This window comes from Geodermatophilus sp. SYSU D00965 (assembly GCF_054050075.1).
In genome coordinates this window covers 1-13,391 of record NZ_JBJGYQ010000028.1, presented here as the reverse complement: position 1 = coordinate 13,391, position 13,391 = coordinate 1, and the positions used below count along the sequence as shown (strand labels likewise).

Here is a 13,391-nt window from a genome sequence, read left to right as displayed (position 1 = left end):
TGCCTAGGCTGGCGCGGGTGCCCACCGCGCTGCTGTGGTTCCGCCGTGACCTGAGGTTGGCCGACCACCCGGCGCTGCTGGCCGCGATCGACGCCGCCGGCCCCGAGGGCGCCGTCCTGCCGCTGTTCGTCGTCGACCCGCGGCTGTGGGACCCCGCGGGGGTGCCGCGCCGCCGCTTCCTGCTCGACTGCCTCGCCGACCTCGGCGCGGCGGTCGGCGGCGCACTGGTGCTGCGCTCCGGGGACCCCGCGCGCGTCGTGCCCGAGCTGGTGCGCGAGGTCGGCGCGGGCAGCGTGCACGTCAGCGCCGACGCCGGCCCCTACGGCCGGCAGCGCGACGCGGCGGTCGAGCGGGCGCTCGGCGACGTGCCGCTCGTGCGCACCGGCTCGCCGTACGCGGTGACGCCCGGCCGGGTCACCAAGTCCGGCGGGACGCCGTTCCGGGTGTTCTCCCCCTTCGCGCGGGCATGGCGGCAGCACGGCTGGCGCGCCCCCGCCCCGCGACCGCGCTCGGTGCCCTGGCAGACCGGCGTCCGGTCCGACGCCCCGCCGCCGGCCCCCGCGCCGGACGGCGTCCGGCTGCCCCCGGCCGGGGAGGCCGCCGCCCGCGCGGCGTGGCGGCGCTTCCGGGAGGAGCGGCTGGCCGGCTACCGCGACACCCGCAACACCCCGGGCACCGACGGCACCAGCCGGCTGTCGGCGTACCTGAAGTACGGCTGCCTGCACCCCCGCACGCTTCTGGCCGACCTCGCTCAGGAGAGCGGCGAGTCCGCGGCGGGCTACGCGAACGAACTGGCATGGCGGGAGTTCTACGCCGACGTGCTGTGGCACCGCCCCGAGACGCATCGCGAGGCCTTCGACCGGCGGATGCGGGCGATGACCTACGACACCGGCCCGGACGCCGACGAGCGGTTCGCCGCCTGGGCGCAGGGCCGCACCGGCTACCCGATCGTCGACGCGGGGATGCGCCAGCTGCTCGGCGAGGCGTACGTGCACAACCGGGTCCGGATGGTCGTGGCGTCGTTCCTGGTCAAGGACCTGCACGTCGACTGGTGGCGCGGCGCGCGGCACTTCATGGCCCACCTGGTCGACGGCGACCTGGCCAGCAACAACCACGGCTGGCAGTGGGTGGCCGGCACCGGCACCGACGCCTCCCCCTACCACCGCGTCTTCAACCCCGTCCGCCAGGGACAGCAGTTCGACCCCGACGGCGCCTACGTGCGGCGCTGGGTGCCCGAGCTGCGCGACGTCCCGGCCCGGTTCGTGCACGAGCCCTGGCGCAGTCCGGACGGCGTCCCCGAGGGGTACCCGCTGCCGATCGTCGACCACGCCGAGGAGCGCCGGGTGGCCCTCGACCGCTACGAGCGGGTCCGCGCCGCCCGCTGAGGGTCAGCCGCGGGAGCGGATCCAGGCGGGCAGCAGGCCGGAGTCGAACAACCGCTCCCGCAGCGGGGCGAGCAGTTCGACCAGCCGCTGTGCCCCGTCCGCCCCGAGGTGCGCCCAGCCGGGCAGCGCAAGGACGTCGGTGGCGTCCTCGACCTGTGCGCGCAGCGCGGCGCCGGCCGCGGTGAGCCCGCCGTCGTCCACCAGCCCGCGCGCCCGGCACCGCTCGACCCCGGCGGCCCACTCCTCGTCGGTCCAGCCGCGGGTGGTGCGCACGAACTCGGTGCTGTCCGACGCCAGGCCGCCGGTCACCAGCGCCTCGACCGGGTCGAGCCCGGCGGCCATCAGCGCGGTCCGGTGCCCGTCGCCGCGGTGCTCGCGCACGAGCAGGCCGGCGTGCCACAGCTGCAGCAGCGGGTCGGTCGGCCACTCCACGCCGGTCCAGGCCGCGTACAACGGTCGCCCGGCGACCGGGAGCCCCGTGCACGCCTCCCGGGCCAGCTGGGCGGCCTCGGCCACGTCGGGCTCGCCGAGGACCCGGTGCAGCGCAGCGGCCACCGCGCCCCGCCGGGCCGCCGCCCAGTCGGCGGGTGGCGCGACCTCCCACACGGCGGGCACCGCTCCGGCGACGAGGCCGGGCGAGAACACGTAGAACAGCGCCGTCACCACCGCCGGGTCCACCGGGCCCAGGGCCGAGGCGCGGGCGGCGAAGTAGCCGGCGCGGGTCGCCTCGACGCCGAACCGGTCGTAGGCGGCCTGCACCTCGGGAGCGAAGAAGGCCACCACGTGGACCGTCTCCGGCGCACCCCACGCCGTCCGCCCCAGCCGCGGTGTCACGTGCGTCACCGGGCCATCGTGGCGGAGCCCCAGGTCACGGGGGAAGCTGGGGACGTGACCTGCCGAGCCGCCCGTGCCTGAGGGCCACACCCTGTTCCGGCTGGCCCGGGACCAGACGCTGGCCTTCGCCGGCCGCCCGGTGCACGTCACCAGCCCGCAGGGCCGGTTCGCGCAGGGCGCCGCGCTGCTCGACGGGCGGGTGCTCGAAGAGGTGACCTCCTACGGCAAGCACCTGTTCGCCTGCTTCGGCGCCGACACCCTGCACGTGCACCTCGGGCTCTACGGCTCCTACACGTCGGGCACCGGCACCCCGCCGCCGGCGAGGGGCGCGCTGCGGATGCGCTGGGTCGGCGACGGTCCCGACGGCGCCGGCGTGTGGACCGACCTGCGCGGCGCGACCGCCTGCGAGGTGCTCACCACCGCCGAGGTCGAGGGCATCCTCGCGCGGCTGGGCCCCGACCCGCTGCGGTCGCCGCGCGGCGCGGCCGCCGCGCACCAGCGGATCGCCGGCAGCCGCACCGCGGTCGGCGCCCTGCTCATGGACCAGTCGGTGCTCGCCGGCGTCGGCAACGTCTACCGGGCCGAGCTGCTGTTCCGGCACCGGGTGTCGCCGTTCCGGCCCGGCCGGGACGTCGACGCCGACCTGTGGGCGCGGATGTGGTCGGACCTGGTCGTGCTCATGCGCGCCGGGGTCCGGATGGGCCGGATCGTGACCACCCGGCCGGAGGACCGCAGCCGCCGGCGCGGCGCGGTCGAGCGGGAGGACGCGCACTACGTCTACCGCCGCACCGGCCTGCCCTGCCGGATCTGCGGCACCGAGGTGCGCACCCAGGAGATGGTCGGCCGCAACCTGCACTGGTGCCCGGTCTGCCAGGCGGCCTGAGCCCTCCTCCTGACCCGCCCGGGTGAGTGACCGGGCGCACGGCCGCCGGTACCGTTCCCAGGATGCCGAGCACGCTGCGCGCCCTCCTGGTGGCCGTGCTCGCGTGCGCCGGTCTCGCGGTGGGGCTGCCCTCGGCGGCGGCCTCGACCGACGACGGCGCCGAGGTCGGCTACGACGTCTCGCACCCCCAGTGCGGGGACGACCTGCCCGAGGAGTTCCCCTTCGCGGTCGTGGGGGTCAACGGCGGGCTGGCCACCAGGCCCAACCCGTGCCTGGCCGAGCAGCTGGCCTGGGCGGCCGAGGCGACCGGCGAGGTGCCCGGCCAGCCCGGGCTGCAGCTGTACGTCAACACCGCCAACCCCGGCGAGGTCCTCGACGAGGTGCACACCTGGCCGTTCAGCGGCCAGACGCCCTACGGCAGCTGCGAGGCCGACAACAGCCTGGCCTGCTCGTGGCAGTACGGCTGGCTGCGGGCCTACGTCGACGTCGAGGCGTTCTTCGCCCGCGCCGCGGACGAGGCCGACGTCGACCCCGACCCGGGCGCCCACCGCTGGTGGCTCGACGTCGAGACGATGAACACCTGGCAGTCCGGGTCGGCCGCCGCGCGGGAGCGCAACCGGGCGGCGCTCGAGGGGATGACCGCCTACCTGACCGGCCGGGGCGCCGAGGTGGGCGTGTACTCGACCGGCTCGCAGTGGCGCCGCATCGTCGGCGAGGTCCCCGAGCGCAGCCCGCTGCACGGCCTGGACAGCTGGCTGGCCGGGGCCTCGAGCCCCGAGGCGGCGCGGGCGAACTGCCGGCGGGCCCCGCTGGTCGAGGGCGGCGACGTGGTCCTCACCCAGTACGTCGACCACGGGCTCGACCACGACGTCGCCTGCGACTGAGACACGCCCTACAGAGCGCCCTTGGCCTCGTCCCCGGCCGGGACGGCGGTGAGCACCTGGACCTCGGGCGCGCCGGTGAGCTTGCCCTCCAGCGCCCGGCCCAGCGCGGTGAGCGCCTCGGCCTTGCCGTGGGCGGCCAGTTCCTCGGGGCTCTCCCACTGCTCGACCATCACCAGGCGGCCGTCCTGCCCCTCGTGCAGCGCGTAGCGCCGGCAGCCCGGCTCGTCGTGGACCTGCGGGATCGCGGCCAGCACCGCCTCGCGGACGGCGTCCCGGTGCTCGGGCTGAGGGGTGATGGTCGCGACGACGACGACGGCCACGGGTGCGCTCCAGGGATCGGGGACGGGGGCGGATGCCTGGTGCATTCCCACCCGGCCGGGTCAGGATGCCTCTCGTGTCGGTCGACGAAGACCCCGGTCCCCCGTCTCCCGTGCCGCCCCTGCGGGTGGCCGTCGTCGGCGCGGGACCGGCCGGCATCTACGCCGCCGAGGCGCTGACGCGGCAGAAGGACGTCCCGGTCGCCGTCGACCTGATCGACCGACTGCCCACGCCGTTCGGCCTGGTGCGGCACGGCATCGCCCCCGACCACCCGAAGATGCGCGCCATCCGCGACACGCTGCACCGCGCGCTGGACCACCCCTCGGTGCGGTTCGTCGGCAACGTGGAGATCGGCCGGGACGTCTCCTGCGCCGACCTCCTCGGCGCGGCGGACGCGGTGATCTACACCTACGGCGCGGCGCTGGACCGGCAGCTGGCCATCCCCGGCGAGGAGCTGCCGGGCAGCCTGGCCGCCACCGACCTCGTCGCCTGGTACACCGGGCACCCCGACGCCGACCGGGCGAGGGTCGAGGCCGCCCTGGCCGGGGCGCGGTCGGCCGTGGTCATCGGGGTCGGCAACGTGGCGCTCGACGTCGCCCGCGTGCTGGCCCGCACCCCGGCCGAGCTCGAGCCGACCGACATGCCCCAGCACGTGCTCGACGCGCTGGCCACGGCGCCGGTGCAGGAGGTCACCATCCTCGGCCGCCGCGGCCCGGCGCAGGCCACCTTCACCACCCAGGAGCTGCGCGAGCTCGACGAGCTGGCGCAGGCCACGGTGCTCGTCGACCGCGCCGACCTGGAGCTGGACCCGGCCGCGCAGGAGCGGGCCGACGCCGACCGGGTGGTGCACCGCAACCTCGACGTCCTGCGCGAGTGGGCGCAGCACACGCTCGAGCCCGGCCGGACGCCGATCCGGCTGCGCTTCTACTCCCGGCCGGTGCGGCTGCTCGGCGAGGACCGCGTGACCGGCGTCGAGGTCGAGCGCACCGTCGTCGACGCCGACGGGCGGGTCTCCGGCACCGGCGAGACGACCGTGCTGCCGGCCGACCTGGTGGTCCGCTCGGTCGGCTACCGCGGCTGCGGGCTGCCGCAGCTGCCGCTCGACGAGCGCCGTGGCATCGTGCCGAACGAGGCCGGCCGGGTGCTGCGCGACGGCCGGCCCGCGCGCGGCGAGTACGTGGCCGGCTGGATCAAGCGCGGCCCGACCGGGGTCGTCGGCACCAACAAGCACGACGCCCGGGAGACCGTCGCCGCGCTGCTGGAGGACGTCGCCGCCGGCGTCCTGCGCCCGGGCGGCGGCGGGGTCGACGACCTGGTGTCGGAGCTGCGGACGCGCGGCGCCGACCCGGTGCTGCTCGAGGACTGGCGGGCCATCGACGCCGCCGAGGTCGCCCTGGGCGCCACCCGCGGGCGGGCCCGCACCACGCTGCACGAGTGGGAGTCGCTGATGGCGGCGGTCCGGGAAGCGGCCGCCCGGGCCCGCTGACGCCTCAGCGCACGGCGCCCAGCAGCGCCCGCGCCGTCTCCTCGCTGCCGGCGGCGACCAGCCGGATGAGCGTCCCGGTGTCCGGCGGCAGGAGCAGCGGCGCGCCGTCGGGGTCCAGCGCCACCCCGCCGGCCGCGGCGAGCACGGCCAGCCCGCCGGCGACGTCGTGGACGTGGGTGCCGCTGCGGTCGACGTCGTGCCAGGCGGCCGCGGACCCGTCGGCGACCAGGCACAGGTCGACGGCGGTGCAGCCGGTGACCCGCACCCGGCGCAGGTCCGGCGGCACCGCGACGGCCTCTCCCGCCGGCGCGGTGGGGGCGACCAGCGTCCCGCCGGGGCGCGGCGCGACCGACACGCCGTCGCGGCGGGCGCCGGAGCCGGCGGCCCCGGCCCAGCGCCGCCCCGACGACAGGTCGGCGACCAGCCCGGCCACCGGGCGGCCGTCCTGGACCAGCCCCGCGGAGAACGCCCACGGCGGCAGGCCGGCGCGGAAGTTGCCGGTGCCGTCGAGCGGGTCGAGCACGACCCAGGGGGCGTCGTCGGCGACCGGCCGGTCGCGGCGCTCCTCGCTGAGCAGGGGAACCCCCAGCGGCGCCAGCACCTCCGCGGCGGCGGTGTGCGCGGCCTCGTCGGCGGCCAGCGCGGGGCTGCCGTCGTCCTTGACCCGGCCGGGGCCGGCGTCCCGGGCGAGCGCGACGGCGACCTCGACGCGGGTGGCTGCCAGCGCGGCCAGGTGCAGGAACCGCTCGGCCAGCGGCGCCTCCGGCGGGGGCGGCGGCACGGGGGCGACGTCGTCCCCCGTCCGGATCGTGTCGCAGCCCCAGGCCGCGGCGGTGGCGAGCACGGCCGCGGCGTCGGGGCGCAGGCCGGCGCGGCGCACCACGACCGCCTGGGCGGTGCCGTCGTCGTCCCACTCCCGCCGCAGCAGCGCCGTCCCGCCCTCGCCGACCAGCAGCCGCAGGCCGGGGTCGGTCAGCGCCGGGGCCAGCGCGGCCGGGGGCAGGCCGAGCGCCGCGCCGGCCGCGACCAGGTGCGGGCCACCCGCCGCCACCGCGCCGGAGCCGGCGCCCGTCACCTGTCCCCTCCCGGCCGGGCCTGGCAGGCTGCGCCCATGACGAGGGCCGTGTTCGGCGCCAGCCTGCTGGTGCTGCTCGTGGAGGTCGCCGTGCTCGCGGTCGTGCTGCCCGAGCGGGTGCCGCTGCACTTCGGCGCGGAACTGACCGCCGACCGGTACGGCAGCCGGGCGGCGTTCCTGTGGGTGGCGGTGGGGACCGCCGCGGGGACGGCCGCGCTGTTCGCCGGGCTGGCCGCCTTCGTGCGGCGGGTGCGGCTGGAGCACGTCACCGTGCCGCACCCCGGGTATTGGAAGACGCCCGAGCGCGAGCCGGAGCTGCGCCGCCGGCTGGTCGACGACCTGCTGCACGTCGGCACGGCGACGTCCCTCCTGCTGACGGGGGTGTTCGCGTTCGTCGGGCACGCGGCGCTCACCGGGAGCGACACGCTGGCCCCGGGGGCGGTGGTGCCGGTCGGCGTGTTCGTCGTCGGCGTCCTGACCTGGGTCGGCCGGCTGTTCACCCACCGGTACCGCCCGCCGGCGCACGCCTCCTGACCCGGCCGCACCGACCGCTCAGCCACTGTTGCGCAGGGCCGTGGCGATGCCGTTGATGGTCAGCTGGATGTTGCGGCGGACCAGCTCGTCGTCGTCCCCGCCGCGGCGGCGGCGCAGCATCTCGACCTGCAGGTGGTGCAGCGGCTCCAGGTAGGGGAAGCGGTTGCGGATCGAGCGGGCCAGCGACGGGTTGTCGGCCAGCAGGTGGTCGTCGCCGGTGATCGCCAGCAGCATCCGGCAGCTGCGCTCGTGCTCGGCGGTGACCTGGTCGAACACCCGGTGCCGCAGCTCCTCGTCGGGCACCAGCTCGGCGTAGCGGGCGGCCAGCCCCAGGTCGGTCTTGGCCAGCACCATGCCCATGTTCGACAGCATCGTGCGGAAGAACGGCCAGCGCTCGTGCAGCTCCCGCAGCCGCGCCAGCCGATCCTCGTCCCCGGCCACCCAGCTCTCCAGCGCGGTGCCGGTGCCGTACCAGCCGGGCAGCATGATCCGCGCCTGCGACCAGCTGAAGACCCACGGGATCGCCCGCAGGTCGGCGATGGAGTCGCCGGCCTTGCGCGACGGCGGCCGGCTGCCGATGTTGAGCTCCGCGAGCTCGCCGATCGGGGTGGCCGCCCGGAACCACTCGACGAACCCGGGGGTCTCGTGCACCAGCGCGCGGTAGGCCGCGCGGGCGCGCTCGGCGAGGTCGTCGAAGAGCGTGTACGCGTCCTCCGCCGCGTCGCCCAGGCCCTCGACGTCGAGCAGGGTCGCCTCCAGGGTGGCGGCCACCATCGCCTCGAGGTTGCGCCGGGCGCGGTCGGGCTCGGCGTACTTGGCGGCGATGACCTCGCCCTGCTCGGTGATCCGCAGCGCCCCGGACACCGCTCCCGGCGGCTGGGCCCGGATCGCGTCGTAGCTGGGCCCGCCGCCGCGGCCGACGGTGCCGCCACGGCCGTGGAACAGCCGCAGCCGGATGCCCTCGCGCCGGGCGACCTCGACCAGCGCCAGCTCGGCCCGGTACAGCGCCCAGTTGGCCGCCAGGTAGCCGCCGTCCTTGTTGCTGTCGGAGTAGCCGAGCATGACCTCCTGCACGTCCCCCCGGTTGGCCAGCAGCGCCCGGTAGAGCGGCTGGCCGAGGACGGCGGTCATCGTCTCCGCCGCGCGGTGGAGGTCCTCGATCGTCTCGAACAGCGGCGAGATCCCGACCGGGCAGGTGGGGCCTGGGTGGGTGGGAGAGGAGGCATCTCCCGGGTCGAGCAGGCCGACCTCCTTGAGCAGGACGGCGACCTCGAGGACGTCGCTCACCGACTCGCACATGCTGATCACGTAGTTCGGGATCGCCCGCGGGCCGAGCGCGGCGACCTGCTCGGCGGCGGCGGTGAGCACGTCGAGCTCACCGCGGGCGGTGTCCGACAGCTGCGCGTCGGGCCGGACCAGCGGACGGCGCATCCGCAGCTCGCCGACCAGCAGCGCGACCCGCGCGTCCTCGTCCAGCGCCGCGTATTCGGGGCAGACGCCGGCCCAGGCCAGGAGCTCGGCGAGCACCTCGGCGTGCACGGCGGAGTTCTGCCGCATGTCCAGCCCGCACAGGTGGAAGCCGAAGACCTCCACGCCCTCCCGCAGCCGCGCCAGGCGGTCGTCGGCCAGCGCGCCGGCGCCGTGGCTGCGCAGCGACGCGTCGATCGTCGCCAGGTCGGCCAGGAGCTCGTCGGGGGACTCGTAGGGCTCCAGGTCGGCGTGCGGCGGCGGACCCGGGACCTGCCCGAGCACCCGCTGCGCGGTGGCCGCCAGCCGGGCGTGCACGCCGTAGGTGGCGCGCCGGTAGGGCTCGTCGGCCCGGAACCGCGAGTCGTCGCGGGAGGCATCGGCGAGGCGGTACAGCTCCGGGGTCGGCGTGACCAGCCGGTCGGACATCGACAGCTCGTCGTGCAGCACGAGCAGCTCGGCGAGGTGGTGGCCCAGCGCCGTCTCGGCCTGCCGGGTGCTGGCCCGGCGCACGGCGTCGGCGGTGACGAACGGGTTGCCGTCGCGGTCCCCGCCGATCCAGGAGCCGGGCAGCAGCATCGGCCGGGGCAGCAGGTCGGCCCCGGGCCAGCGCTCGCGCAGCGCCCGGCGCAGCTCGGCGTTGATCGCCGGGACCACCTCGAACAGCGACAGCTCGTAGTAGCGCAGCGCCTCGTCGATCTCGTCGGCCAGCCGCAGCCGGGACAGCCGCAGCAACGCCGTCTGCCACAGGGTCAGCACCGCCCGCTCCAGCTCGGCCGACCACTCCGGGTCCTCGGCCTCCCCCGGCGTGGAGCGGTCGCGGCGGCGGATCAGCTCGGTGACCTGCCGCTGCACGCGGAAGACCGTGCGGCGCCGCACCTCGGTCGGGTGCGCGGTGACCACCGGGCAGACCAGCGCGCCGGCGAGCTCCCGGGCCACGACGTCGGGGTCGAGCCCGGCGGCGTCGAGCAGGTCGAAGGTCGCGGCCAGGCTGCCCTTCTGCGGCGGGGAGCCCTCCCGGCGGTGGAAGCGCCGGCGCCGCTCGTGGTGGAGGTCCTCGGCGAGGTTGGCCAGCAGGGAGAAGTGGCTGAACGCGCGGATCACGTGGTTGGCCGAGCGGATGTCGAGGTCGCCCAGCCGGTCGGCGAGCTCGGCGCGGTCGACCTCCGAGCGGCGCACCCGGAAGGCCTCCACGCGGGTGGCCTCGACCAGCTCCAGGACGTCGTCCCCGGACTGCTCGCCGATCACCTCGCCGAGGACCCGGCCCAGCAACCGGATGTCCTCACGCAGCGGGGCGTCGGCGTCGTCCCCCGACTCTCCCCCGTGGTGGCGCAGGTCGGCGACGTCGACGGTGGCTTCCGACACCGGTGCAGTATCGACCGCCCGTGTGACGGGTGCGTGTCCTGGGGACCTCTCCCTCGTGCAGCGCCTCACCGCCTCCCCCGCCGCCCCGCCCGCCGCCGAGCACGGGGAGGGCCCCACCTGGGACGCCGTCCGCGGCGAGCTGCTGTGGGTGGACATCACCGCCGGGGCGGTCCGCCGCGCCGCGGTCTCGGCCGACGGCGCGCTCACCGAGACCGCCGTCGCCCGGGGCGGGAGCACCGTGGGCGCCGTCGTCCCGGCGGCCGACGGCGGCTGGCTGCTCGCCGCGGACGGCGGGTTCACCCACCTGGCCGAGGACGGCACCGCCCGCCCGCTGATCGCGCTCGCCGGCGAGGGCGGCACCCCCGAGGACGGCGGCACCCGGATGAACGACGCGAAGTGCGACCGGGCCGGACGGTTCTTCGCCGGGACGATGGCCTTCGACCAGCGGCCCGGCGCCGGCACCCTGTACCGCCTCGACCGCGACGGCACCGTCACCACGGTGCTCGACGGGCTCACCGTCTCCAACGGCATCGGCTGGTCGCCCGACGACTCGGTCGTGTACCTCGCCGACTCCGGGCCCGGCCTCGTGCACGCCTTCGACTACGACCCGGCCGACGGGTCGTTCCGCCACGGGCGGGTGCTGCTCGACCTCTCCGGGGACGACGGCGTGGCCGACGGGCTGACCGTCGACGACGAGGGGTGCCTCTGGACGGCGCTGTGGGGCGCCGGACAGGTGCGCCGGTGGTCCCCGACGGGCGACCTGCTCGCGGTCGTCGACGTGCCGGCGGCCCAGACGTCGAGCTGCGCGTTCGCAGGGCCGGGGCGGGACCTGCTGGTCATCAGCACGTCCACCGAGGGGATGGACGACGCCGCGCGGGCGGCCCAGCCCGACGCGGGGCGGCTGTTCACGGCCCGCCCCGGGGTGACCGGCCCGCCGGCGTCCCCGTACCGCGGCCCGCTCGGCAACCTCCGCCAAGCGACCTGACGCGCGGCCCGCAGGAACGGCGGCCTCCCTGCAGGGTCCCGCCGCGAGCCTGCGAGTGGCGGGGGCAGGGAGGTCCTTTCGCTTCAGCCGTCGAGGTCGCGCAGGGCCTGGGCGGCCAGGTCGTCGCCGTCGGCGGCCCCGAGCCGCAGGTGCTCCACCGCGCCGTCGAGGTCGCCGCGCTGGGCCAGCAGCACCGCCAGGTTGTGGTGGCAGTAGGTGTCCCCGGCCGCGATGCCCGCCCGGTAGGCCTCCTCGGCCGCCTCCTCGTCGTGCAGCTCGTCGGCGTAGAGGTTGCCCAGCGGCAGCCAGGCCTGCGCCTCCCCGAGCTTCGCCCCCCGCTCCAGGACGAATCGCGCCTCCGCGGGCCGGCCGGTCTCCCGCAGCAGGGCGGCCAGCGCCACGCGGGTGCCGGGGAAGTGCCCCTGCCCGGCCCGCAGGTCCGCCTCCAGGGCCGGGTCCTGGGTCTCCCGCCACCGCCAGCCGGCGACCACCGCGGCGGCCATCGGGTCCCCGGTCCCGGCCACCTCGCCGGCGACGGTCAGCGCCTGCTCCCGCTCGCCCTGCTCGTGGAGGAGGAAGGCCAGCTGCAGCGCTCCCTGGGGATCCCCGGCCGCACCGGCGCCCCGGTAGGCCTCCATCGCGCCGGCGAGGTCTCCGAGCTCCTCGAGCACCAGCCCGAGGTTCACCCAGGCGTCGCGCTCACCGCCGGCCAGCGCGCGCTCGTAGGCGTCGACGGCCTCCTCGACCCGGCCCCGGGCGGCCAGGGTGTTGCCCAGGTTGAACCAGCCCAGCGAGGCGCCGAGCTCGGCCGCCCGGCGGAAGCAGTGTTCGGCGTCCCGGTCGCGCCCGGCCTCGGCCAGGTCGCAACCCAGCTCGATGATCACGTCGGCGTCCCGGCAGGCGCGCAGCCGCCGGAGGCGCCCGTCGAGGTCCCTCCCCATGGCGGTGATCATCGGGTCACCGGGACCGCGGCGTCGTCCCCCGACGGTGGCGTCTCACCCCTCGGAGGCGGTGCGCCGGCTCACCCGCCGAACGCCTCCCGCCAGGCCGGCATCAGCGTCCGCCGGCTCCACTCGAGGAACGGGGCCTGCTGGTCCCCGCCGATCTGCACCAGGGCGAGGTGGGTGAAGCCCGCGTCGGCGTACTCCTCGGCGGCGGTGATCACCGCGTCGACGTCGTCCCCGCAGGGGATGCTCCCGGCGACGTCCTCCTCGCGGACGAACTGGCTGGCCGAGTCGAAGGCCTGGGTCCCGGGCAGCTCGGCGTTGACCTTCCAGCCCAGGCCGAACCAGCGGAACAGCGTGTGCGCTCGGGTGACCGCGGCGGCCCGGTCGGTGTCGTAGCAGATCGGCATCTGCCCGATCCGCGGCTTGCCGGCCCCGCCGGCCGCGTCGAACTGCTCGCCGAGCTCGGCGTTCGGCTCGACGGCGATCATCGCGTCGGCCAGCTCGCCGGCGATCCGGCAGGACTGCGGCCCGGAGACGGCGATGCCGATGGGCACCCGCTTCTCGGGCAGGTCCCAGAGCTTGGCCGACTCGACCTCGAAGTGCTCGCCCCGGAAGTTGCAGTACCCGCCGTCGAACAGGTCGCGGATGACGTGCACGGCCTCGACCAGCATCTCCTGCCGGACGTCGGCCGGCGGCCAGCCCGTGCCGACGACGTGCTCGTTGAGGTTCTCCCCCGCGCCGAGGCCGAGGGTGAACCGCCCGTCGGAGAGCAGCTGGAGGGTCGCCGCCTTCTGCGCGACGACGGCGGGGTGGTACCGGAAGGTCGGGCAGGTGACGTAGGTCGTCAGCGGGATGCGGCTGGTCGCCTGGGCGGCCGCGCCGAGCACCGTCCAGGCGTGCGGCGCGTGGCCCATCTCGTCGAGCCACGGGAAGTAGTGGTCGCTGCAGACCGAGAAGTCGAAACCCGCCTCCTCGGCGCCCACCACGTGACCGACCAGGTCCTTCGGTCCGGCCTGCTCGGTCATCATCGTGTAGCCCAGCTGCATCGCCATGCCGCCGGGCTACCCGTGCTCGGTTGCGCCCAACCGGTTCAGGCGCCCCGCCCCCCAGTGCGAGATCACGTGATCTCGCACCACGGGACGGCCGGGACCTTGGCGGTGCTGGCGGACTCACCCCAAACACCGCCCTGCCTTCCAAACACAAAGCCCCCATCCCCCCCCGGATCCTA

The 13,391-nt window shown here is 76.5% G+C and carries 12 protein-coding genes; 6 read left to right on the top strand and 6 right to left on the bottom strand.

What is annotated here, in order from left to right:
• Window positions 1-17 precede the first annotated feature (17 nt).
• Window positions 18-1,385 carry a cryptochrome/photolyase family protein gene (locus ACI789_RS21670; RefSeq protein WP_457011496.1) on the top strand — a complete coding sequence of 456 codons (1,368 nt, stop codon included), beginning with the start codon at window positions 18-20 and terminating at the stop codon, window positions 1,383-1,385.
• Between the two features lie 3 nt (window positions 1,386-1,388).
• Here ACI789_RS21670 and ACI789_RS21665 read toward each other — a convergent pair whose 3' ends face one another.
• The gene (locus ACI789_RS21665; RefSeq protein ID WP_457011494.1) at window positions 1,389-2,228 is read right to left on the bottom strand and encodes an SCO6745 family protein; all 840 of its coding nucleotides are present in this window, start codon (window positions 2,226-2,228) and stop codon (window positions 1,389-1,391) included.
• A gap of 64 nt (window positions 2,229-2,292) precedes the next feature.
• Here ACI789_RS21665 and ACI789_RS21660 point away from each other — a divergent pair, with 64 nt between their 5' ends.
• Together ACI789_RS21660 and ACI789_RS21655 are read left to right on the top strand one after the other, a co-directional pair.
• Complete coding sequence (locus tag ACI789_RS21660) at window positions 2,293-3,102, top strand: Fpg/Nei family DNA glycosylase (RefSeq protein ID WP_457011492.1); 810 nt, start codon at window positions 2,293-2,295, stop codon at window positions 3,100-3,102.
• Window positions 3,103-3,164: 62 nt separating this feature from the next.
• Window positions 3,165-3,986, top strand: a complete 822-nt coding sequence (locus ACI789_RS21655; protein ID WP_457011491.1) for a hypothetical protein — start codon at window positions 3,165-3,167, stop codon at window positions 3,984-3,986.
• An 8-nt stretch (window positions 3,987-3,994) separates the two neighbouring features.
• Here the strand turns inward: ACI789_RS21655 and ACI789_RS21650 are convergent, their stop codons facing one another.
• Window positions 3,995-4,306: a putative quinol monooxygenase gene (locus ACI789_RS21650; RefSeq protein ID WP_456917125.1), complete on the bottom strand. Its 312-nt coding sequence runs from the start codon at window positions 4,304-4,306 to the stop codon at window positions 3,995-3,997.
• 74 nt (window positions 4,307-4,380) lie between these two features.
• Here ACI789_RS21650 and ACI789_RS21645 point away from each other — a divergent pair, with 74 nt between their 5' ends.
• The gene (locus ACI789_RS21645) at window positions 4,381-5,790 is read left to right on the top strand and encodes an FAD-dependent oxidoreductase (RefSeq protein ID WP_457011490.1); all 1,410 of its coding nucleotides are present in this window, start codon (window positions 4,381-4,383) and stop codon (window positions 5,788-5,790) included.
• A 4-nt stretch (window positions 5,791-5,794) separates the two neighbouring features.
• Here ACI789_RS21645 and ACI789_RS21640 read toward each other — a convergent pair whose 3' ends face one another.
• Window positions 5,795-6,865, bottom strand: coding sequence for an inositol monophosphatase family protein (locus ACI789_RS21640; protein WP_457011489.1), 1,071 nt, complete (start codon window positions 6,863-6,865; stop codon window positions 5,795-5,797).
• A 36-nt stretch (window positions 6,866-6,901) separates the two neighbouring features.
• On the opposite strand from ACI789_RS21640, the gene ACI789_RS21635 reads away from it, so the two are divergent.
• Window positions 6,902-7,399, top strand: coding sequence for a DUF1648 domain-containing protein (locus ACI789_RS21635; protein WP_457011487.1), 498 nt, complete (start codon window positions 6,902-6,904; stop codon window positions 7,397-7,399).
• 18 nt (window positions 7,400-7,417) lie between these two features.
• On the opposite strand, the gene ppc is transcribed toward ACI789_RS21635, so the two are convergent.
• Window positions 7,418-10,231 carry a phosphoenolpyruvate carboxylase gene (gene ppc / locus ACI789_RS21630; RefSeq protein ID WP_457011486.1) on the bottom strand — a complete coding sequence of 938 codons (2,814 nt, stop codon included), beginning with the start codon at window positions 10,229-10,231 and terminating at the stop codon, window positions 7,418-7,420.
• A 55-nt stretch (window positions 10,232-10,286) separates the two neighbouring features.
• Here ppc and ACI789_RS21625 point away from each other — a divergent pair, with 55 nt between their 5' ends.
• The gene (locus tag ACI789_RS21625) at window positions 10,287-11,216 is read left to right on the top strand and encodes an SMP-30/gluconolactonase/LRE family protein (RefSeq protein WP_457011485.1); all 930 of its coding nucleotides are present in this window, start codon (window positions 10,287-10,289) and stop codon (window positions 11,214-11,216) included.
• 83 nt (window positions 11,217-11,299) lie between these two features.
• Here ACI789_RS21625 and ACI789_RS21620 read toward each other — a convergent pair whose 3' ends face one another.
• Window positions 11,300-12,169: a tetratricopeptide repeat protein gene (locus ACI789_RS21620; protein WP_457011484.1), complete on the bottom strand. Its 870-nt coding sequence runs from the start codon at window positions 12,167-12,169 to the stop codon at window positions 11,300-11,302.
• Window positions 12,170-12,237: 68 nt separating this feature from the next.
• Entirely contained in the window at window positions 12,238-13,215 is a 978-nt protein-coding gene (locus tag ACI789_RS21615) for an LLM class F420-dependent oxidoreductase (protein WP_457011483.1), read from the bottom strand.
• Window positions 13,216-13,391: the final 176 nt, after the last annotated feature.

What these genes read in the sequence shown, in the direction of transcription:
- ACI789_RS21620 (WP_457011484.1), bottom strand. Translation starts at nt 12,169, where the DNA reads ATGATCACCGCCATGGGGAGGGACCTCGACGGGCGCCTCCGGCGGCTG.
- ACI789_RS21635 (WP_457011487.1), top strand. Translation starts at nt 6,902, where the DNA reads ATGACGAGGGCCGTGTTCGGCGCCAGCCTGCTGGTGCTGCTCGTGGAG.
- ACI789_RS21615 (WP_457011483.1), bottom strand. Translation starts at nt 13,215, where the DNA reads ATGGCGATGCAGCTGGGCTACACGATGATGACCGAGCAGGCCGGACCG.
- ACI789_RS21655 (WP_457011491.1), top strand. Translation starts at nt 3,165, where the DNA reads ATGCCGAGCACGCTGCGCGCCCTCCTGGTGGCCGTGCTCGCGTGCGCC.